Genomic DNA, 19,904 nt, shown 5'->3' on the forward strand with positions numbered 1-19,904 from the left:
GCGCACTTCATTGCGTACGCCACGGCGCAACTGCACGATGTTCGGGCCACCCTCTAGACTGTCAGTTCGATTTCAGTGCTCACAATGGTGGTATATACACTTGTCCGTGTACTCGCCGGGTGAAGAAGGCCTTGCCTTTTGCCTATTTAAAAACACATCAGTCTCGTTGTTTGCTTGTCCAGCGCTCCCGCGCTTTACGTAAGTGCCGGCCGGGGACCTTCAATTCAATGAAGCTGCAAACGTTTTAAAAGGCGGTAAAAATTACTCCGATTCATGCCGAGCTGGCGGGCAGTCTGCGCCTGGTTACCGCTGTTTTGTTCCAATAATGCCTGAATCCAGCGTCGCTGGAATTGGTCGATACCTTCTTTCAGCTTGAGGCCCTGAACATTGGCTAGCGCCACTGTCTCATCCATAGCTTCTTTGCTACCGGCGCGGACATTCGGAGACTCAACTTGATCATGGCTGATATCCAGATGTTCCGGAACAATCGAAATGATCGAATTCTGGTCTGTTCGCTTGTCACCACGAGCCTTAAGGAGCGCCCGGCTGATGCAGTGCTCCAGTTCGCGCACATTACCGGGCCAGGAATAGGTCAGTAATAGCCCCTCGCATTCGGGAGTCAATCTCGACTTGGGCAACCCCATGCGGCGACTGTTGCGTTCCTGAAAGTAACCACACAGCAGCAGGATATCCCGCCCACGATCCCGTAATGGAGGGACCTGAATCGGGTAAACACTCAGGCGGTGATAAAGGTCTGCCCGGAATCGACCGCTGGAAACTTCCGCCTTCAGGTCCCGATTGGTCGCTGCCACCACCCTGACATCCACTGTCAGATGCTTGTCACTGCCAACACGCTGAATTTCCCCGCTCTGCAGTACCCGTAACAACTTGCTCTGGGTTGCCAGCGGAATTTCCCCGATTTCATCCAGCAACAGTGTACCGCCATCCGCCAGTTCGAATTTACCCGACCGTGCTTCCGACGCGCCGGTGAAGGCCCCCTTAACATGACCGAACAATTCGCTTTCCACCAGATTTTCCGGCAGGGCAGCACAATTTACGTAAATTAAGGTGCTGTCCCTGCGGTGGGACTGATCATGGAGCGCCCTGGCCACGAGCTCCTTGCCAACGCCGGTCTCGCCACACACCAGCACCGTCAGATCCGATGCGGCGACTGTGGTAATTTCCTTTTTCAATGCCTTGATCGCAGGGCTGTGGCCTACCATGGACTGCTGGACATTGGCCTGCATTTCCCGCGCAATCAAATGTTCTTGCTGTACCTGGTGTTCCAGCTTCTGGATCAGCTCTGCCGCCTTAACGGTTGCTTCCGCCAGATGGATGAATGCATTCAATTGCACCATGTCCAGGGAGTCGAAGGTACCGGGTTCAAGGGCATCCAGGGTAATCACCCCCCAGGGAAGATCATCAATGTAAAGTGCGCAACCCATACAGTCATGCACATGGAGATTATCCTCTGCCATGGGAATCAGGCCGTCATAGGGATCAGGCAGAGGAGAATTCACCGCAAAGCGTATTGGCTGGCGGCTGCGGAGAATGCCTTCGAGCCGAGGATGATCGGCCATGGCAAATTGCCTGCCCCTGGCTTCCTCTGCCAAGCCGTCGATGGCAAGCGGAATCAACGCATCGCCCTCCAACCGCAACAGCGCCGTGGCATCACAGGGGAAGGTGCTGCGAAAGGTACCTAGCAGTCGCTGGTAGCGATCTTCCGGCGACAAATGCCGGGATAAATCGGCAACAATCTCGACGAAAGGTTCGGCAAACCGGCTTGTTGTCATATTGATACCAGTGTTGTGAAAATGACATCTTATCAGCCGTTGTCATAATTACAACATTGAAATAAAATCTATCAAAAACAATAAGATATAACTTGGCATACCATTTGCTTTAAAGCTGGTAACGCACCTTTGTGCCACACATTGTTGGTTACTCCCACAGGAGACGAAAAAATGGTCAGCCAGAAATCCAAAGACATTATTGCAGCTACCTTACCCGCCGTCAGAGAGAATGCGGTGAACATCACCAGCGCGTTCTACCCCCTGATGTTTGAGCGCTATCCGCAGGTCAAGGCCTATTTCAACGAAAGCCACCAGCGCGAAGGCACACAGCGCCAGGCCCTCGCCAACGCGGTGGTCGCCTACGCCGCCAATCTCGACCGGCTGGAAGTGCTGGGAGACGCGGTTTCTCTGATCGTTCAGAAACACGCTTCCCTGAACATCCTGCCCGAGCATTACCCCATCGTCGGGGAATGCCTGCTGGAAGCAATATCCATTGTCTTTGGCGACGTTGCCACGGACGAAGTGCTGTCTGCCTGGGGAGAAGCCTATCAGCAACTGGCGGATATCCTGATCAACGCCGAAGAAGCTGTGTATCAGGCCAACGAGCAAAAAGAAGGCGGCTGGCGCGGCGAACGGGAGTTTGTACTCAAGCGCAAGGAGAAAGAGAGCGAGGTCATCACCTCATTCTACTTCGAACCTGCCGACGGCGGTCCGGTGGCCGATTTCAAGCCCGGCCAGTATATCGGCATCACTCTGGACGTTGACGGTCAGGAGGTACGCCGCAACTACAGCCTCTCCAATTCACCTGGCGAGCGCTACTACCGGTTGAGTGTCAAACGGGAACATGACGGCAAGGCTTCAGCTTTACTGCACGACAGGTTAAATTTGGGTGACAGCGTCAAACTCACCCAGCCCGCGGGTGATTTTGTACTGGAACAGTCACAACGTCCTTTGATTTTGCTGACCGGCGGCGTCGGCATCACGCCCGCCATCAGCATGCTCGAACCGGCATTGCAAAGTGGTCGTCCGGTCCAGTTTTTCCACTGCGCCATCAACGGTGACCATCACGCGTTCAAGCAACATGTGGATGATCTGGCTGGCCGCTACGACAACCTGTCCGTCACTTACTGCTACAGCGAACCTTCGGCGATCGATAACAGCCACCTCACCGGCTTTATCCAGCAGGACATGATCGCTCCCCTGGTCAATGATTCGGCAGAGACAGATCTCTATTTTCTCGGTCCCAAACCTTTTATGGACAGCTGCCACCGGATAGCAAGCGGTCTTGGTATTCCTGCAGAGCGCGTACGCTATGAATTCTTTGGCCCGCTGCAGACACTGGATGCCAGCGAACTGGCCGCCTGATCCACGCTGTACAAGCGCAACTCACTCTGTGACATCACAGCGTGTGTTGCGCTATTGACCAGGGACGTTCATCTACCTGACTACTGAGGCATGAATGGCTGTAATTGATTGGCCCTCTGCAAACAGAGAATTTTGTAAAAGGAAGTGGCTGTGAAGCATTGGGTTAATACCGCCAGGCTCTACCTTGGTATTGAATCCGGCTCCACCACTCACCTCGAAAAAGCCGTATCCGGTCTCGGTGCATTCGTGGGGGTTTACCTGGTGTACGTCAATGCCGGCTGGACCTTCGGGCAGGGGTTGGCCGGCAATATAGCGACACTGCTGGTAGTCGGCTCCATGGGAGCCACCGCGGTATTGCTGTTTGCCGTGCCCCACGGGGTTTTGTCTCAACCCTGGGCAGTGCTGGGCGGGCACCTGGTGTCGGCATTTATCGGCGTTTCCTGCCACCGCTATGTACCCGCAGGCTATTTCATGCCCGCACTGGCGGTCGGCTTGTCGGTATTAGTCATGTATTACCTGCGGTGCATACATCCCCCAGGTGGCGCGACGGCGCTAACCGCCGTTGTCGGCGGTAACCAGATCACCGATCTGGGCTACGCTTACCTGTTCAACCCGATACTCCTCAACGTTGCGGCCATCCTTCTGGTGGCATTTGCCTTCAACTTTGCATTCAGGTGGCGTCGCTACCCGGCTCACATGGCAAGACGTCGTCACCTGCCGGTGGTACGACAATCGGAGAGGGTTCACGAACTGACCCATGAAGATTTCTCAGCAGCCATCCAGTCTGTCGACTCCTTTATCGACATCAGCGCCGAGGACCTCGCGGAGTTGCTGGAGCGCGCCAAATTTCACGCAGAAACCAATGCCGAGCACCCCGCCAAGATTGTTGAGGGAAAGTGTTACAGCAACGGAAAAATCGGCAACCTGTGGAGCATCCGCCAGGTGATCGATGCCGCCAACCACCCGGATCCCGCAAAAGACAAGGTGATCTACAAAGTCCTCGCCGGCGCCGGCAACTATGCAACAGACATGTGTAACCGCGATGAATTCAGATTGTGGACCCGCTTTGAGGTAGTACAGAAGGGCGCCCACTGGATCAAGCTGGTTGACGAATAAACATCAGGCCGGCAACCGCCTAATCTAACTGAACTGGACACGCTGAAACTGGTTGCTGAGGTGAATGGCGATGTTGTTGCACGGCTAAGGAACCTGCGAATATGTCCCAATGAGGCTCTGGCTTGCAGCGCGGGCCGGAATCGAGGCGCCGTTTCGAAGGCATGCTGGTGGCCTGTCGAGAAGCGGCAACAAAGAGTCCGGTTCGCGCTGCAAGCCCCGAAGGGCGGGCCCTGAAACATGCATCTGCTGTGTTGCAGTGCTTGAAAAGGACTACGGCCTAGGGTATTCCCTGCGCACTGCGCCTTGCAGCTGCACGCTTCAGGGCCCGCAGAGACCAAATGGGACTTGTTCGCAGGTTCCCTAATGGGTGACCCTGTGAACTCCGACCCTGTGAACCCGCGCCAATATGCCAGAATGGCCAGTTCCCCCTTGTGAGCAGAGAATTGCTCCTGCATTTTCTGGCGACCGGCCATCCATGGCCGTATGCCGGCGAGCACTGAGGGCATTGTGCGATCAGGCCCGAAGGGGCGATACAGGGACTGTATCGACGCCGATTAGCACATGGATGTGCCGGCTCTTCACCTTGAGGGCCGGCCGCCCTGAGCGCGATAGATAATTCCGTTAACCACCTGTAGGAGCCCACTCTGTGGGCGAATAATGCCATGCCGACCTCGATTCGCCCGGAGACCGAGCTCCTACAATGCTCCCGCCTGATCCGGCCTGGCCATGTATTCGCATGTCGTCCCTCATTTCAGCTGAAACATCAGAACGGCTCCGATCCCCCTATGAGCAGAAAATTGCTCCTGCATTTTCTGGCTACCGGCCATCCATGGCCATATGCCGGCGAGCACTGAGGTCATTCGGCGATCAGGCCCGAAGGGGCGCAACAGGGACTGATGCGCCTGCGATGAGGTACATGGATGTACCGTCAGCGCAGCCCGCCGAATGATCTCAGAGCGCAGCAAAAAGGCTCCATTGGGGCGCATTCTTCAAGGTAGAGAGCCTTTGCTTACTTTACTTCGGCCGTTCGAAGAAAAGTGAGTCGCCCAAGAGGGCGAAACCAGGATTATCCGACAACGGTAACACTCCATTAACTCGACATCTTTGAAAGAAGGCAGTGCACCCCTGCTGTTGGGTTACGACCCTTCGGATCTTCAACCTGCCCAGCTTTCAGCTTTCAGCTTCCGGCTTCCGGCTTCCGGCTTTCAGTGCCAAGCTTCCAACTTCCAGCTCTGCAGCGCTCAATCCCGTTCATAACACCGCAATAGCCGCGATAGCCCGATAGTCCGAATGCGGGATGCCGGCTGATGCCTGTTCTCTAAAATGGACCTTTGCACCGGCCGTCTAACGGCCGTTGCTGCATCATCCTCGACACTTCCGACAGCCGGAGAACAGCAATGACAATCACGGGTCGACAGACACTGACGCTGATGCTCGCGGCGAGCTTCGCGTCCACCATCGGCGGCCTGCCGTTCAATTCGCTGCCCATCCTGCTGGGTGCCCTGACAGACAGTTTCGGCTTCAGCGCCCAGCAGGCCGGCTTTCTGGGCTCAGCCTGCTTTGCCGGGTTCTTTGCCGGTACCCTGGCGGCGGTGTTTGTTATCGACCGGCTGTCCTGGCGGTTGCTGACGGCGATGGCCGCGATTGCGGCCTCGGCGGCGCTGCTGCTGTCCTCCCGTATGCCGGCGGCGGCGCAGCTGCCGCTCTGGGCGCTGATCGGCTTCTTCGCCGCGCTCATGACCTGCCTGGGGCTGCGCATCATGGGGGACATGGCCAACAAGGAGCGGGCACTGGGGTTGCGCCAGGGGATAGAGCTAGGTGTCACCGCGCTGGTGCTCTTCATCCTGCCGGCCTTCGTGATTGCCCGCTATCAGTACACCGGTGCGGCGATCACGCTGAGCCTGATCATCCTGCTGCTCAGCCTCAGTGCCTTTGCGCTGCCGCGCCGCAGCCTGGCGACAGCGCAGGCACCGCAGTTGTCCCTGGCGCAGCAACTCAGGTTGCCGGCGATTGCCTGGGGCGGGCTGTGCGTGTTCTTCCTGTTTCTTGTCGGTCAGATCGGGCTCTGGGCCTTTCTGGAGCGGATGGGGCACGCGCTGGAACTGCAACCGGCCGAGCTTGGCACTGTGTTCGCGGTGCTGAAACTGCTCGGCGGCGCTGCAGCCCTGGTGCTGGCGATTGTCGGCGACCGCCTGGGGCTGCGGCTGCCGCAGCTGATTGTCTTCGCCGTGATCTGCACCGGCTTGTTGCTGCTGTACCGCGCCGATGGTTTCCTGTCCTATGCCTTTGGTGCCTGGGTCTGGGAGGTGGGCTTCACCTGGGGCTGTGTCTTCCAGAGTGCGATGATCGCCCGACTCGATTCCCGGGGGCGCGCCATCATGCTGATTCCGGCGGCCTTTGCGGCCAGCTCGATGGTGGGGCCGGCGCTGGCCGGCACCCTGGTTGCCGAGGGTTTTGAGTCCCTGCTGTTGCTGGCGCTGGTCTGCGCTGCCACCGGTGCCGCCGCATTCGGCGTCTATATAGCGCGACGCGCCACTGCAGCTGCGCCCGAACAGGGTTCCGCTGGCATAGCGGTGGCCAGCCTGTCCTGAGGAGGCTTGTCGTGTAGCCGGTCGCCTTCGAATGATCCTGTGCCTTTAACCCCGCCTTTGCGGGGTTTTTTTCATGTTAAGCCGTGTGAGGTCTTCGGCACTCTGGGGCTGATCGCCACCCAGAGCGAAGAGCAGCATCTGGATGGGGAACTCGGATGGGAAACTCGGCAGGTGGCCCGAATTCCTGCGCAGGGCTTATTAACCCAGCGATGCATCAGCACCCTTGATGCTTGCCCCAGGCTTCTCGCTGGCGGCGCTAAACGGCCTGGATTATCGGTCTGGCTACTTGTGCCGGACATGGCTTGCTTTATATTTTTTGCAGGGTATGATTCATTTTAAATATTCATTCTTTGGCGATGCTGAATATGTATTTATTTTCCGCGAAAAATATCACCTTCCTGACTTAAGCCGGAGAATAAAAACTCTCCGGCTGATTTACAGCGTTTATCATCTCGGAGGGTTTGATGTGAGCTGTTTTGTTCCTGCATCCTTTAAAAGTATTTCTGAGCGTTTAAGTTACTGTTTTCTGACCGAAGAAGGCTTCAGTTATACGAGCCCTCTGAACCTATTGGTTGCTCTCAGCAGGCTAGAACAGCTTGACCATGGGGAGTCAGGGCAGGTGTCATCTGTACGCCCAGGTGCAAAACTTTTGGTAAAGCTGCTGCAAACAGGGGATAAAACCACGCTGCTGCTGGTAGATCCTGCGGATCCTGCAGAGGCTGGCATTTCGGTACACCGAATCTCGGTATTGTCGCCCTTAGGGTCGGCCTTGCTTGGCAGGGTCCCGGGAGAAGTTTTTAAAGTTCGTATTTTCTGGGCGGTACTTGACTTTGAACTGCTTTCAATTCTGTATTAATTAATATTGGGAGGATATTGCTTTGAAGACTTTCTGATGCCTTGTGCATCTCTCCTTGTAAATATATGGCGGATTACCGGTGGGCGAATTTTTCGTGCAGTCGATAGTGTCTATTTTTTAAATTAACGGAGAAACTGAAATGAGCAAAGGCAAGGATAAAAAACAGGCAAGCAAGACGTTAAAGGAAAAACGTCGCGAGAAGCGTGACAAGAAAAAAGATAACGCTTAAGCGCTTTTATTAACCCTGCGGATACTAACCCGCGGGGTTAATTTCTAGCCCGCATTTTTACACAGACACCCCTCTGGCGCTACGGCGCCCTGGGTGGCTGTCCGACAACACTTAGCCTACTGTACCTACTGTTGAGAGCAGCGCAGTATTTTCGCTTGTCTATTTACCGGGGACTATGCTTTCCCAACTGGATTTTCACGTGAACAAGGTCACAGTTGTGTTGAGATGGCGCGAACTGTCTCCAGCAGGAGGGTCGTAATTTTCTCAAACTCGTTGTCCGAGTAGCGATACTTTGGTGTACTGACGCTGATTGCGCCTACCGGTTCACCGTCGCTATCCGTAATAGCCGCGCCGAAGCAGCGAATTTCGGCCTCATTTTCCTCATCACCGATGGCATAACCCCTTTGCCGGCATAGGTCCAGCTCTCGTCTGAATGTTGGGAAGTCGGTGATCGTGTGTTCTGTTTGAGGGGTGAGATCCAGTCGGTCGAGTATTTTTTCACACTCGGCTGTACTTAATGTGGCCAGATAGGCTTTACCGACCGCAGTGGAGTGCAGCTGAATCCGTGTGCCAATTCGGGACACCATACGCACGGCCTGAGGACTCTCTATTTTATCGATGAATGTCATTTCTGCGCCATTGTATATCGCGAGATGGATGGTTTCACCGGTCTTGTCCCGCAGGTCTATCAGGTAGCGCTGTGCCACCAGCCTTAGGTCTTGCTGCTCCAGCGCGCTCTTGGCCAGGCTGATCAGCCGTGGTCCGAGGGTAAAAGCGCCTTTGTGCTTGTCTTCTGCGATCAACCCTTCAGCAACCAGTGCGGCAGTCAGTCGGTAGATTGTCGAACGGGGGTAAGACACGCGTTTGCACAGCTGTGCGATATCGATTTCGGGGGTGTCAGAAATGGCCTCCAATACGTTGATGAATTTGGAAAAGGCGGCGGTGCCTTGTACCTGGGGTTTGGCATCACATTTCGTAGTGGACATACGCTCTCCTGGCCCTTCGCGCGATTCCGCTCGGGTGCTTTTCTATCTTTGCTTACCGAATTATACCGACCAGAGCAGGCACCGTTACAGGGTTTCAGCTCTTTGGCGGGTCGCTCAATGGTAATTAAATCTTGAATCTTCCCGTCATCATCTCTTGACAGGCGGGATAGATCTGCGCAAATATTATTCCACATTGTGACTTTGTTGTCCACATTGTGGATACTAATTAAATGCTTTGTATTAAAACGGTGGATTCGAGCAGGGCGCGTTACCGCTCTTCCGGCCGCGTCTGAGCAACAAAAGCAATCTACAGCAGTACCAAATCGAGGTCAGTGTATGAAATACGCTTTAGTAACGGGGGGGACGCGTGGCATCGGCGCAGGTGTTGTCAGGTCTTTGGTGCGCGCAGGTTATCGAGTGGTGGCGACAGGTGTGAGCGATGAAGAGGTGGCTGAGTTCACGCCGATGGACGGTGTTCAGGCGTGCAAGCTGGATGTCAGCTCTCAGGCTGAAATCGACGCGCTGGTTGCATCCATGGAACAAATTGATGCGGTGGTCAACTGCGCCGGGATGGTAGTGCGAGGGGAGGGGGAGTTTGACCCCGTGAACTTCGCCCGCACTGTAGATGTGAACCTCACAGGCTCCATGCGGGTATGCGTCGCCGCTAAAGAGAAATTGGCGAGTGGTAGTGGTGCAATCGTGAATACCGCCTCGATGCTTTCCATTTTCGGGTCCGCGACAGTTCCTGGTTACTCGGCATCCAAAGGTGGTGTGTCCCAGCTGACCAAGAGTCTTGCCGCAGCCTGGGCGCAGGACGGTATCCGCGTTAACGCCGTCGCGCCGGGCTGGATAGCCACCGAGTTAACTCGATCACTTGTTAACGATGAGGAGCGCTCAGGCGCCATTTTTGCTCGAACGCCGATGGCGCGCTGGGGCGAACCGGATGAAGTCGGTGATGTGGTGGCCTTTCTGCTTTCTCACCAGGCACGTTTTGTGACTGGTGTTGTGCTTCCCGTAGATGGCGGCTATTCCGTCGTCTGATAATCATCAGCTCACAACAGGGCCAGGAAAAATGAGTAACGTAGGTCTAGAAATGTTGAACAGTGAAAAGTGGCAACCCTACCGGCACGCACAACCGGCCGAGGCGGCGAAGGAGCTGGTCATTCCCAATGCCATGCCCGACGACGAACGGGTCTGGGTGCCCGTCGATGACAATGTTTGCTTCCGCCCCCTGTGCCTCTCGGCGTCCAGCGGATACTGGGTGAACCTGCTTCGAGTACGCAAGGCCGGCGTGCTGTCCAGGCACCGTCACCCGCAAGCCGTACACGGCTTCGTACTCAAAGGAGAATGGCGCTATCTCGAACATGACTGGGTGGCGCGTGAAGGGGGCTATGTCTATGAGGCGCCCGGCGAAACCCACACCCTGGTGGTGGATCCCCATGTCGAGGAAATGATCACCCTTTTCCAGGTCAATGGCGCCATGATCTATGTCGATCCGGATGGTAACAACGTCGGCTACGACGATGTCTTCACCCGCATCGCCAAGTGCCGCGCCCACTACGAGGAAAACGGCTTAGGTGGTGGCTATATCGATCAATTCATCCGCTGATACGGAATGATTGACCACCCGGCGACTTGCGCGCTGGGATGAATACCCTAATAAATAGAATGAAGGACAAATGCACAATGACTAATAATAAAATTGTAAAAGCTGTATCAACTTCCATGTTCATGCTGGCTCTGGGTGCCGGGGCGGCACAGGCCGGATACCCGGAAAAGCCGATTCAGCTCATCGTGCCCTGGTCCGCCGGCGGCGGCACGGATGCGGTCGCGCGCCAGATGGCTGCAGGGCTAGAGCAGGAACTGGGGCAGCCTGTTAACGTCGTCAACCGTACTGGTGGTGGCGGTATCGTCGGCCACACTGTCATGACGATGGCGCGTCCTGATGGCTATACCCTGGGCCTGGCAACGGCCGAGATCGGGACATTTCGTCATATCGGATCGGCCTCGATCAGCTACGAGGACCTGACCCCCATCGCGTTGATCAACTTTGACTCAGCTTCAATTAACGTCAATGCCGACTCCAAGTGGAAAACTCTTGATCAGGCGATGAGTGATATCAAGGCTCACTCGGGCGAATACACCATGTCTGGTACCACCGCCGGTAGTGCTTATCATCTCGCCTTTGCAGGTTTCCTCAGTAGCGAAGGTATCGATCCCAACTCAGTCAGACTGGTACCGAGTGAAGGCGCCGCTCCAGCGATGCAGGAGCTGGCCGCCGGTGGTGTCGATATTGTCTACAACTCACTGCCGGAATCGGAGTCCATGGTTAAGGCCGGGCACGTACGCTCGCTGGGAGTCTTCGCCGAACAGCGTCTGGATGCCTTCCCGAACGTTCCCGCTACCATAGAGGTTACGGGCAATAAATGGGCTGCCGGTACTTGGCGCGGGCTGGCGGGACCCAAAGGGTTACCCGATGAAGTCGTCCAGAAAGTGTCTCAAGCCGCTAAAAGGGTCTGGGAGTCTAACGAGTTTCAGTCTTTCATGGCCAGCCGGGGCTTCGGTACTCAGTGGAAAGGGCCGTCTGATTTTGGCGCTTTCATGGCGGAAAGCGACGCAAATAACGGTGTCATCATCGAAAAACTGGGACTGGCTCAGTAAGCCAATCTCAGCAACCCCGTAGCAGGAGTTTTTCGATGCGTATCAATGATTGGTTCCTGGGGCTGCTTCTAGCAGCCCTGGGCGTCGCCACCCTGGTGGCGGCTCAAGCGTTTCCTACTATTCCCCGGCAAGAGTACGGAGCAGGGACTTTTCCCGCCATTATCGGCAGCTTGATGACGGCACTTGGCAGTCTGCTGGTACTCAGCGGTTGCCGTCAGCATATGCCCTTTTTTTCCTGGCATAGCAAGGTGTCGCTGTCGCGATCATTCGCGTGTTTTGCTGCGGTTATCGCATTTGTTCTGGCTTACCTATTGCTCACACCCTTACTTGGCTTTCCCATTGTGGCGCCGGTGCTACTGGCGTTGATGATCGGATGGTTGAGTGGAGGGCGCTGGGTTATGGCTGTATCTGTGGCCACGGTGATGTCCGCCATGGTCTGGCTCGCATTCGCTGAACTTTTGCATGTTCCTCTCTCATTGGGTGTTCTAGAGGAGGTGATCTACTGATGTCTGAATTACTCACTGCACTAGGAATGGTCTTCAGTTGGGATGTGATTCTGGTGGTTCTCGGAGCCTCACTGTTTGGTCTCTTTATCGGTGCAATTCCGGGGCTGTCGGCAACTATGGCCACGGCGCTGCTGGTCCCACTGACGTTCTTTATGGATCCCCTACCTGCTGTGGCGTCCATTGTCGCCGCGACGGCCATGGCGATCGTGGCGGGTGATATACCCGGTGCTTTGCTGCGAATACCGGGTACTCCGGCTTCTGCTGCCTATACGGAAGAGGCCTACCAAATGGGCCAGAAGGGGTTCCTGGGTCAGGCACTGGGGGTCAATCTGCTGTGTTCAGCTACGGGCGGTCTGATTGGTGTTGCGGTGCTGGCGGGGTTTGCACCCCTTATTGCTGAGTTTGCACTGAGTTTTACCAGTGACGAATATTTCTGGCTGGCACTGTTGGGGTTGTCCTGTGCCGTGCTGGTTTCCGGTGGGGTGCCGCTGAAAGGTGCGCTGTCGATGCTGCTTGGTCTGATGATCTCGATGGTGGGCATGGACTCTGTGTCGGGACAGGTTCGTTTCACCTTCGGGGTATCAGAGCTGATCGGAGGGGTTTCTATTCTACCGGTCCTGATCGGTCTATTTGCGGTCACCGAGATCCTGCGGCGCCTGCCGGAGATAGGTCGGGACGTCATACCCCAGGTACCCGAGGTTGGCAATCCTTTCAGGGGCGCCTGCTCTCTGATGTGGAAATACAAGGGCGGTGTGGTGCGCGGCGGTCTGCTGGGAACTGTAATAGGTGCTCTACCGGGTGCGGGGGCGGATATTGCGTCCTGGGTCAGCTATGCGCTGGCGCGGCGCTTTTCACGCACGCCGGAGAAGTTTGGCACCGGTCATCCGGAAGGGTTGGTTGCTGCCAGTTCGGCCAACAATGCGGCCCTGGCCGGGGCCTATGTGCCCGCGTTGGTATTCGGTATTCCGGGGGACACCATAACCGCAATTATCATTGGCGTGTTAATGATGAAAGGGATAACGCCAGGGCCCGATGTCTTTACCACCGATAGTACATTGGTTATGGCAATCTTCCTCGTTTTCCTGCTGGCCAACTTATTGCTGCTGCCGCTGGGGCTGTTGGCCGTGAAGAGTACCCGGCACCTGCTCGCACTGCCGACATCAGTGCTTTATCCGTTGATCCTCCTGTTCTGCATTGTCGGCGCCTATGCCGCTAATAACAGCTTGCTCGACGTGGGCTTGATGCTCGTGCTGGGATTGCTGGCATATGTCATGACGGAGAATGGCTTTCCGATCGGCCCGATGATACTCGCGGTCATCCTTGGGCCTGTGGTTGAGAGCAATTTCATGCGATCGATGATCAAGAGTAATGGTGATCTCTCGATGTTGTTCGATCGCCCTATTGCGGCGGCATTGGGGGCACTAGCGTTATTAGTGTGGGGCAGCATCATTCTTGGCAGTGTCAGGAGCGCGTTAAGCCAGCGCAAAAATGGATCGGGTGACGGGAAGGCTGGCGTATGCTCGCAATAATGCGACGAACCGGGCCAGTTAGGCATGTTGTCTGTACCTGCAGCCATGGGCCTGGCGGAACTCCTTGCCATCCATGAAATAGAGGCTCACCGCATTTAAGTGTCCACGGTGGAAGCTTGGGAGAGAGCCACATCTGTGTGGTCTGGAGCCGCATGCTAGTTATCCCATTGTTTAACCAAAGCGGTGTACTAACCCAACCCGGTTAATACATGAAGCAGGGACGCTTCATCATTGGCCGCAGGCCAATGCTAACGCCATCTTTTCGCTTTAATAATGCCAGCAAGTCTACGCACTAATGCCCATTCTTTTAGGCTAAATAGTTATGGCATGACGGATAAGTAGGGCGGGAGCCTATTTTTCTACCAAGTTATTAACCCGTCGAGTTAATACATGAAGAATGGACGCTTCATCATTGGCCGCAGGTTAATACCAGTCATAAAAATGTGTCTGAGGATCATGCGAGCAGGGGTTGGTATAGGTGATAGCACTGTTCAGCAGTGCATCAATGAACCTGTGACTCTGAATGTATTACACAAAGAGGCGGCAGCTCGCCGCAAGTATTCAACATTAATAGGAAGCGAAGAATGAATTACGATCGTAAAATCATCAATCCCCGTCCGACAGTGAATAATGATTTGGTAGCGCGCTGTCGTGAAATGAGTTCTGTCTTGAGTGTGTCGGCGGTATTCAGCGATGCCCAGAAACGGGATGGCGTCATGGATCATGAGATCAAGTTCCGCAGCATCAATAAGCCGTTTATCGGCACCGCTCTGACCGTGAAGCTGAAGCCCGGTGACATCGTCGATTGCCTGCCGATTTTCGATATTGCCCAGCCGGGTGATGTGATAGTGATCGATGCTGACGGCACGCCCAATACCTCAATTTGGGGTGGCCTTATGTCCGGGCTTGCCCGCGCAGCGGGGGTGGCGGGTGCGGTGATCGACGGATCGGCGCGGGATACTGACGAATCGAAACTGCTGGAATTTCCCATCGCTTCCCGTTCCGTTTCGCCGCGTTCGGCACACTCGGCCGAGTCCGGCCGCACGACGCCGATCGAGATCAATGTGCCCGTCGTGTGCGGGGGGCAAATCGTGAATCCGGGAGACCTGGTCGTTGCCGATGAGATCGGTGTAACCGTTGTGGCGCAGGATAATTTGGAGGTTGTCTACGAAAGAGCCCGACAACTAGCCGCCAATGAGGAAAAAGTGCGGGAAGATATCCTCTCTGGGGCGACTGTTGAGCAGCTATTGGCCAAGTATGGGCGAATATGAACGCTGTCTGAGAACCAACCCCGTCAGTGACTCTGGAGGGAGGAGCCTGTCTGGAGCGCTCCCGCGTCGGGATCCTCCTGTGCTGCATCCTTGTGGCACCGGATCTATTTGATATTGGAGAGTCAAAGTGAAAGCACTTGTCTATACCGGCCCGAAATCCGTCGAGCTTCGCGAGGTCGCTGAGCCGGAGGCCGCTCCGGGTGAGGTAATGCTTAAGATGCGACTATGCGGTGTTTGCGGTACGGATATCGGCATCTTTGGGGGTACACACCCACGCGCTGTCGCCCCCTTGATCATGGGGCACGAGTTCGTTGGTGAGATTGTCGGGGAGTCCAGTCGTTTTGCCAAAGGTCAGCGTGTCGTGGCCTATCCTTTGATCTCCTGTGGCGACTGCCATCCTTGCCGCACGGGCCAGCCGCATGTCTGCGCCAAACTCAGGTTGATCGGGATCGATGGCGCGGGCGCCATGACTGAGTATGTAGCGGTCGCCGAGAATGTGCTTTTTCCTGTGCCTGAGGATATGGATGACCGCATCGCTGCTTTGGTGGAACCTCTGGCGGTTGCTGTACGAGTGGTCGAGCAATCCGGTATGAGCATCTCCGATCGCGTGGTTGTGCTTGGAGCTGGCCCGATAGGGCTTCTGACTGCAATCGTTGCGCGTCATGCTGGAGCTGAACGGATACTGATCTCCGATATCGACCCAGCGCGGCTGAAGCTTGCTGCCGACCTGGGTTTTACTGCGATCAACGTAGGAAAAGAAGATCTCGATCAGTGGGTTATGACGGTGACAGACGGCGACGGTGCCGACGTAGTGTTTGAATGCTCTGGTGCGCCTGTCGCAGCTCTGGATATGACTCGGATCGCAAGGCCGGGAGCTACTATCTGTCTTGCCTCAATGCACAAGCAGTCGAATCCTGTGGCGTTGCTGGATATAGCGTTCAAGGAGCTTTCCGTGATTGGATCTCGAGTCTATACCCGCGAGCAGTTCGGTCGTAGCATCGAACTGGCTCAGGTCCTCGCTGAGCCACTTCAACGATTGATTACCCTGACCTTACCGCTGAGTGCTGCGGGAGATGTATTCAATATTATCCAGGACCCTGCAAGAAACGACGTCAAAATCCTTATCGATTGCACCGAGTAAAGAGGCGAGACAGTGCAGGTCAGGGCCCAGTTGCGAGGCATCCTCATACTGGGACCCCGTTCGTGCGCTGTGCCATACGGACCCAGTTTTTAGATTGGCATAGATTAATGGCCGGTAGTCGAAGGCGGCAGTGCTCAAAAATCTTTCAAAGAGGCCTGTTGCGTCCGACTACTGATCCAGTTCGAGATCGGATTCAACAAGCGCGGGTTAGTAACGCCTAGCGTTCTCGCGCAAAAAGTCCTCATTGATGCTGAAGCCGTGCCCATATCCTTGGGGCAGAGTCACAATACCCTGGCATTGCTCTATCGGCTTGGTGACGAGATCTGAGCGAAACGGGTGTGATGAGGTGTCGTACTCGAATATAGGCCCCTCGGCGCAAAGCGTGGGGTTAACCAAAGGCGTTGCCGCAATTGCATGGAGCGAGGCATACTGCCCGATTGCGGTTCCCCAGACATGCGGGTTTACCTGAATGCCATTGGCCAATGCCAGCGTGGTGATATGTTGCATCGCCGTCAGCCCGCCCGCCATGGCCACATCTGGTTGCGCTATATCGATGCAGCGGCTGCTAACCAATTCGCGAAAACCGTACATTGTGAACTCGGCCTCGCCCGCTGCGAGCGGAATTAGAGTCTTCTGGCGCAACAAGCGAAACCCTTCCTTGTCGTCCGGATTAACCGGTTCCTCGAGCCAACGAAGCTTGAAGGATTTGAGCCCGTCCGCCAGACGCGCTGCTTCGCTGGCCGTATAGGCATGGTTCACGTCTACCATTAGTTCAATATCCTCGCCAACTGCATCGCGGATATCGGTCATGACACGGACGTCATGGTCTATGCCGAATCCCAGCTTGACCTTCATCTTGCTGAATCCCGCTTCTACATGACGCTTGGCCTCGTCGACCAGCGCCTCGGTGTCGCGATCCAGGCTTGTTCTGAAAAAGCCCGTTGCGTATGCCTTGATTTCGCTTCGAAATGCACCGCCCAACAGAGCGTAGGTGGGTTGTTGGGCATATTTGCCTTTCAGATCCCACAGGGCGATGTCGATCGCGCTAATAGCAGCGATCACCACACCCTTCCTTCCATAGTCGCGAGTGTGATTGTAGAGCGTATGCCATAGCACTTCGGTCTCGAACACATTGCGACCGATAAGCAGAGGCGTCAGAACATGCTTGATGACCGATGCAGCGAGCTCGGGTTCGAGCAGTCCGGCGCATAGCGCTTCTCCCCACCCGCTGACACCGTCTTCAGTAACCACTTGCACAATGGTTGCCGAACGCCGCTTCACCCACTGCTGGGAAAAGGCAAAGGACTGCGGTAGTTCAGATTTCATGGTATAGATATGGATGTCTTTTATAATCATAAAAAATCCCCTCGTGAGTTAATTTTTTGATCTTTAGGCTTACGCGAATTTTATTTAATAGCGATTGTTACATATCGAATTACGTTGAGGTAAATCGAAATGACGTATAGTGTTTTTACGCCTCCGGCTTAGGTGTTCGTGTATTCAGCGTATTAACACAACAGATGTGGAACTCTTCGCGCCTAAATAAAATGGGGCTACATTGCGTGTTCGAAATTAAATATGAAATCCTGGCGGGTCTTTAGTGACGCGTCCGCCATCAATACTCATAAAAATAAAGGGCGGCTTACGCCGCCCTTGGCTCTACAGGATTATTGCGCTTCTTTAATAGCGGTCATCCAGCTATCATAGATATCAGAGCCAACTTTATCTCGATAGGATTCGCGAACAGATTCAGTATTTTCGACGAACAGGTTTAGTTCCTCAGGGGAAAGAGTATTTACTTTCACACCAGCTTTCTTGATTTCATCGAGTTGTGAAGCCTCTTCCGCATTTATCAGATCTTGCTGATAGCTTTCGGCGGTCTTGATAGCTTTTCTGAAAATATCCTGGTCGCCCTCTGAAAGCGTATTCCAGAAATCCAAACTAACAACCGGGATATAAAATGTAAATACATGCCCGGTCAGGCTCATATAATCTTGAACTTCGAAAAAGCGTTGAGAGAAAATATGAGCTATAGGGTTTTCTTGCCCGTCAATGACACCTTGCTGAAGACCTGAATACACTTCGCCAAAGTTCATTGGCGTCGCATTTGCCCCTAGCGTGTTGAACGTTTCAACGTGCGCAGGGACTTTCATCGTACGAATCTTAATTCCATCAAGATCCTTTGGTTCGTGGATAGGACGCTTGCTATTCGTAACATGCCTAACACCATTTTCAAACCATCCCAATCCTACGAGGTTAAGGTCAGCCAATCGTTCTAACATCTTGTCGCCAGCTTGACCATGCACTGTGTTAAGTGCTACTTCTTTGCTAGGATATATGAACGGCAGTTCGATTACGTCAAAAGCTTTATCCCAATAAGTATAGAATGAAGATGGAGATACAGCCATCTGCAAGACTCCAGACTGTACACTTTCAATCATTTCACGATCAGGACCAAGCTGGGATGAAGGGTAAATATTGATATCGAACCGACCTTCTGTTTTACTTCCCACCTCGTCCTTGAACTTTTCAAGCGCTCTGTGTAAGTGGTAATTCTCATTAGCGCCGTGACCGATACTGAAAGTAGTAGCAGCGCTAACAGCCATGGACGATACCATCATGGCACATCCCATGGCGGTGATAACTTTTTTAATAGATTTCATTATGTTAAATCCCATAATTATTAATTTATTTTTGGTTCACAAAACAAGGTTCTATTTTTAGTGTGCTCCTTTATCGTCTTTTAAACTATATTAATATTGTATGTTAATTTTTTCTTCACATAGAGACAAATTAATTTGTCATTTCCCCTGAACGAGTCCAGAAATCAAACCGGATTTTTTTGCCACAGCAATCGCCCCCGTGCCGGAAAGAGGCTTGTCTTCCTCATAAACATGCCTGCTGATTGAAGCGTTTTTGAATGTATCCTTTAAGCAAAGATAAAGAGCATCACTGAAAACACCATGTCCCGCTACCACTATACTAAAGCTCTCAGAGTCTCTCTGTTCATATTTTCCTAGCAATGCCTGTACATCAGAAGCAATTACTACACCTAAGGAAAAGCTGGTAAGTTCTTCAATCGCTTCTCCAGCTTGAATATCAAGAGCCCTTACAGCGAAAAGGGATCTTGAAACTCCGAATTCCATAGACATCCGAAAGCCTTTTAATAAAGATTCTTTGCGGAGGTCCGAGCAAAATGATTTTTCTAATGAGCTTGATAGAATCGTATTAGTCGTTACAACTTCCAGAATCTCACCGGCCATAGTAGTAAAACATGAGACGATACGACCTTTTCGGTCGATTTCGACGTATTTGCTGTGTGAGCCAGGAAGCGCAATAATTGTCTGATTATCAACACTTATCTGCGGAATCATTCCAATCACCTCGACCTCTTCACCCCGCATAAAGTCATTGCGATGTAAATTGACGGAGTCAAAAAAATCTATGTTTTTCACGCCAGGAATAAAGTATATAGGATTCGATCTGGATATTAGATCAAACCTTTTAGATGTTATCGATTTTGAAAACTCATCAAGGCCGACAGGAGCCACCAGATGCGGAAGATCAACCAACCCCAAGTTAGACGTGATCATTCCAGAGGCAAGGATTAAATCTACATCAGAATCATGCAGATTATTTCGATCAATTAATTCAGAATACGCAGATCCAATGGCAGAAATAATTTTATTATTATTTCCATCAATACTTGTGTTTCGAACTCCAACAGATCGCTTCTCGTGATCTAAGCATAGGTCATCTCTCCATAGATAAACTCGTGTATTTGTTGTGCCTGTATCAATCGTAATTATATTCATAGGAAAATACGTACGGTAATTAAATGGGTTCTGATAAATTATTCA

The 19,904-nt window shown here is 53.6% G+C and carries 16 protein-coding genes; 11 read left to right on the top strand and 5 right to left on the bottom strand.

Annotation, left to right across the window (positions count from 1 at the left end):
- Positions 1-224 precede the first annotated feature (224 nt).
- On the bottom strand, positions 225-1,793 hold the full coding sequence (gene norR / locus MRS74_RS18145) for a nitric oxide reductase transcriptional regulator NorR (protein WP_254581690.1): 1,569 nt from the start codon (positions 1,791-1,793) through the stop codon (positions 225-227).
- A gap of 171 nt (positions 1,794-1,964) precedes the next feature.
- Between norR and hmpA the strand changes: the two genes are divergently transcribed.
- The 4 genes from hmpA (at position 1,965) to MRS74_RS18165 (ending at position 7,721) form a co-directional block, all read left to right on the top strand.
- Positions 1,965-3,158 (top strand): NO-inducible flavohemoprotein, encoded by a 1,194-nt coding sequence (gene hmpA / locus MRS74_RS18150; RefSeq protein ID WP_254581691.1) that lies wholly within the window; start codon positions 1,965-1,967, stop codon positions 3,156-3,158.
- 150 nt (positions 3,159-3,308) lie between these two features.
- Positions 3,309-4,274, top strand: a complete 966-nt coding sequence (locus MRS74_RS18155; protein ID WP_254581692.1) for an HPP family protein — start codon at positions 3,309-3,311, stop codon at positions 4,272-4,274.
- 1,397 nt (positions 4,275-5,671) lie between these two features.
- A complete protein-coding gene (locus MRS74_RS18160) occupies positions 5,672-6,865 on the top strand; it encodes an MFS transporter (RefSeq protein WP_254581693.1) in 1,194 nt (397 codons plus the stop codon).
- A gap of 226 nt (positions 6,866-7,091) precedes the next feature.
- Positions 7,092-7,721: a GreA/GreB family elongation factor gene (locus tag MRS74_RS18165; protein WP_254581694.1), complete on the top strand. Its 630-nt coding sequence runs from the start codon at positions 7,092-7,094 to the stop codon at positions 7,719-7,721.
- A 438-nt stretch (positions 7,722-8,159) separates the two neighbouring features.
- Here the strand turns inward: MRS74_RS18165 and MRS74_RS18170 are convergent, their stop codons facing one another.
- The gene (locus MRS74_RS18170; RefSeq protein WP_254581695.1) at positions 8,160-8,936 is read right to left on the bottom strand and encodes an IclR family transcriptional regulator; all 777 of its coding nucleotides are present in this window, start codon (positions 8,934-8,936) and stop codon (positions 8,160-8,162) included.
- A gap of 336 nt (positions 8,937-9,272) precedes the next feature.
- Between MRS74_RS18170 and MRS74_RS18175 the strand changes: the two genes are divergently transcribed.
- The 7 genes from MRS74_RS18175 to MRS74_RS18205 all read left to right on the top strand — a co-directional run bounded on the left by MRS74_RS18175 (position 9,273) and on the right by MRS74_RS18205 (position 16,044).
- Positions 9,273-9,977 (top strand): SDR family NAD(P)-dependent oxidoreductase, encoded by a 705-nt coding sequence (locus tag MRS74_RS18175; RefSeq protein ID WP_254581696.1) that lies wholly within the window; start codon positions 9,273-9,275, stop codon positions 9,975-9,977.
- A 52-nt stretch (positions 9,978-10,029) separates the two neighbouring features.
- Positions 10,030-10,545, top strand: a complete 516-nt coding sequence (locus tag MRS74_RS18180) for a 2,4'-dihydroxyacetophenone dioxygenase family protein (RefSeq protein ID WP_254581697.1) — start codon at positions 10,030-10,032, stop codon at positions 10,543-10,545.
- 77 nt (positions 10,546-10,622) lie between these two features.
- Positions 10,623-11,597, top strand: a complete 975-nt coding sequence (locus MRS74_RS18185; RefSeq protein WP_254581698.1) for a tripartite tricarboxylate transporter substrate binding protein — start codon at positions 10,623-10,625, stop codon at positions 11,595-11,597.
- Positions 11,598-11,632: 35 nt separating this feature from the next.
- Entirely contained in the window at positions 11,633-12,103 is a 471-nt protein-coding gene (locus MRS74_RS18190) for a tripartite tricarboxylate transporter TctB family protein (protein ID WP_254581699.1), read from the top strand.
- Positions 12,103-13,632 (top strand): tripartite tricarboxylate transporter permease, encoded by a 1,530-nt coding sequence (locus MRS74_RS18195; RefSeq protein WP_254581700.1) that lies wholly within the window; start codon positions 12,103-12,105, stop codon positions 13,630-13,632. Before MRS74_RS18190 ends, MRS74_RS18195 begins: the two co-directional genes overlap by 1 nt.
- A gap of 584 nt (positions 13,633-14,216) precedes the next feature.
- On the top strand, positions 14,217-14,903 hold the full coding sequence (locus tag MRS74_RS18200; RefSeq protein ID WP_254581701.1) for an RraA family protein: 687 nt from the start codon (positions 14,217-14,219) through the stop codon (positions 14,901-14,903).
- 127 nt (positions 14,904-15,030) lie between these two features.
- Positions 15,031-16,044 carry a zinc-dependent alcohol dehydrogenase gene (locus tag MRS74_RS18205; RefSeq protein WP_254581702.1) on the top strand — a complete coding sequence of 338 codons (1,014 nt, stop codon included), beginning with the start codon at positions 15,031-15,033 and terminating at the stop codon, positions 16,042-16,044.
- Positions 16,045-16,251: 207 nt separating this feature from the next.
- Here the strand turns inward: MRS74_RS18205 and MRS74_RS18210 are convergent, their stop codons facing one another.
- The 3 genes from MRS74_RS18210 to MRS74_RS18220 all read right to left on the bottom strand — a co-directional run bounded on the left by MRS74_RS18210 (position 16,252) and on the right by MRS74_RS18220 (position 19,859).
- Positions 16,252-17,400: a mandelate racemase/muconate lactonizing enzyme family protein gene (locus MRS74_RS18210; protein WP_254581703.1), complete on the bottom strand. Its 1,149-nt coding sequence runs from the start codon at positions 17,398-17,400 to the stop codon at positions 16,252-16,254.
- Between the two features lie 311 nt (positions 17,401-17,711).
- Entirely contained in the window at positions 17,712-18,707 is a 996-nt protein-coding gene (locus MRS74_RS18215; RefSeq protein ID WP_254581704.1) for a TRAP transporter substrate-binding protein, read from the bottom strand.
- 138 nt (positions 18,708-18,845) lie between these two features.
- Complete coding sequence (locus tag MRS74_RS18220) at positions 18,846-19,859, bottom strand: 2-dehydro-3-deoxygalactonokinase (protein ID WP_254581705.1); 1,014 nt, start codon at positions 19,857-19,859, stop codon at positions 18,846-18,848.
- Between the last annotated feature and the right edge of the window lie 45 nt (positions 19,860-19,904).

It is taken from the genome of Marinobacterium sedimentorum (assembly GCF_024267675.1).
Classification (GTDB): Bacteria; Pseudomonadota; Gammaproteobacteria; order Pseudomonadales; family Balneatricaceae; genus Marinobacterium_A; species Marinobacterium_A sedimentorum.

Bases quoted from the DNA above. Each gene is read 5' to 3' on its own strand.
- norR (WP_254581690.1), bottom strand. From the start codon at position 1,793: ATGACAACAAGCCGGTTTGCCGAACCTTTCGTCGAGATTGTTGCCGAT.
- hmpA (WP_254581691.1), top strand. From the start codon at position 1,965: ATGGTCAGCCAGAAATCCAAAGACATTATTGCAGCTACCTTACCCGCC.
- MRS74_RS18160 (WP_254581693.1), top strand. From the start codon at position 5,672: ATGACAATCACGGGTCGACAGACACTGACGCTGATGCTCGCGGCGAGC.
- MRS74_RS18165 (WP_254581694.1), top strand. From the start codon at position 7,092: ATGCTTGCCCCAGGCTTCTCGCTGGCGGCGCTAAACGGCCTGGATTAT.
- MRS74_RS18170 (WP_254581695.1), bottom strand. From the start codon at position 8,936: ATGTCCACTACGAAATGTGATGCCAAACCCCAGGTACAAGGCACCGCC.
- MRS74_RS18175 (WP_254581696.1), top strand. From the start codon at position 9,273: ATGAAATACGCTTTAGTAACGGGGGGGACGCGTGGCATCGGCGCAGGT.
- MRS74_RS18180 (WP_254581697.1), top strand. From the start codon at position 10,030: ATGTTGAACAGTGAAAAGTGGCAACCCTACCGGCACGCACAACCGGCC.
- MRS74_RS18185 (WP_254581698.1), top strand. From the start codon at position 10,623: ATGACTAATAATAAAATTGTAAAAGCTGTATCAACTTCCATGTTCATG.
- MRS74_RS18190 (WP_254581699.1), top strand. From the start codon at position 11,633: ATGCGTATCAATGATTGGTTCCTGGGGCTGCTTCTAGCAGCCCTGGGC.
- MRS74_RS18195 (WP_254581700.1), top strand. From the start codon at position 12,103: ATGTCTGAATTACTCACTGCACTAGGAATGGTCTTCAGTTGGGATGTG.
- MRS74_RS18200 (WP_254581701.1), top strand. From the start codon at position 14,217: ATGAATTACGATCGTAAAATCATCAATCCCCGTCCGACAGTGAATAAT.
- MRS74_RS18210 (WP_254581703.1), bottom strand. From the start codon at position 17,400: ATGATTATAAAAGACATCCATATCTATACCATGAAATCTGAACTACCG.
- MRS74_RS18215 (WP_254581704.1), bottom strand. From the start codon at position 18,707: ATGAAATCTATTAAAAAAGTTATCACCGCCATGGGATGTGCCATGATG.
- MRS74_RS18220 (WP_254581705.1), bottom strand. From the start codon at position 19,859: ATGAATATAATTACGATTGATACAGGCACAACAAATACACGAGTTTAT.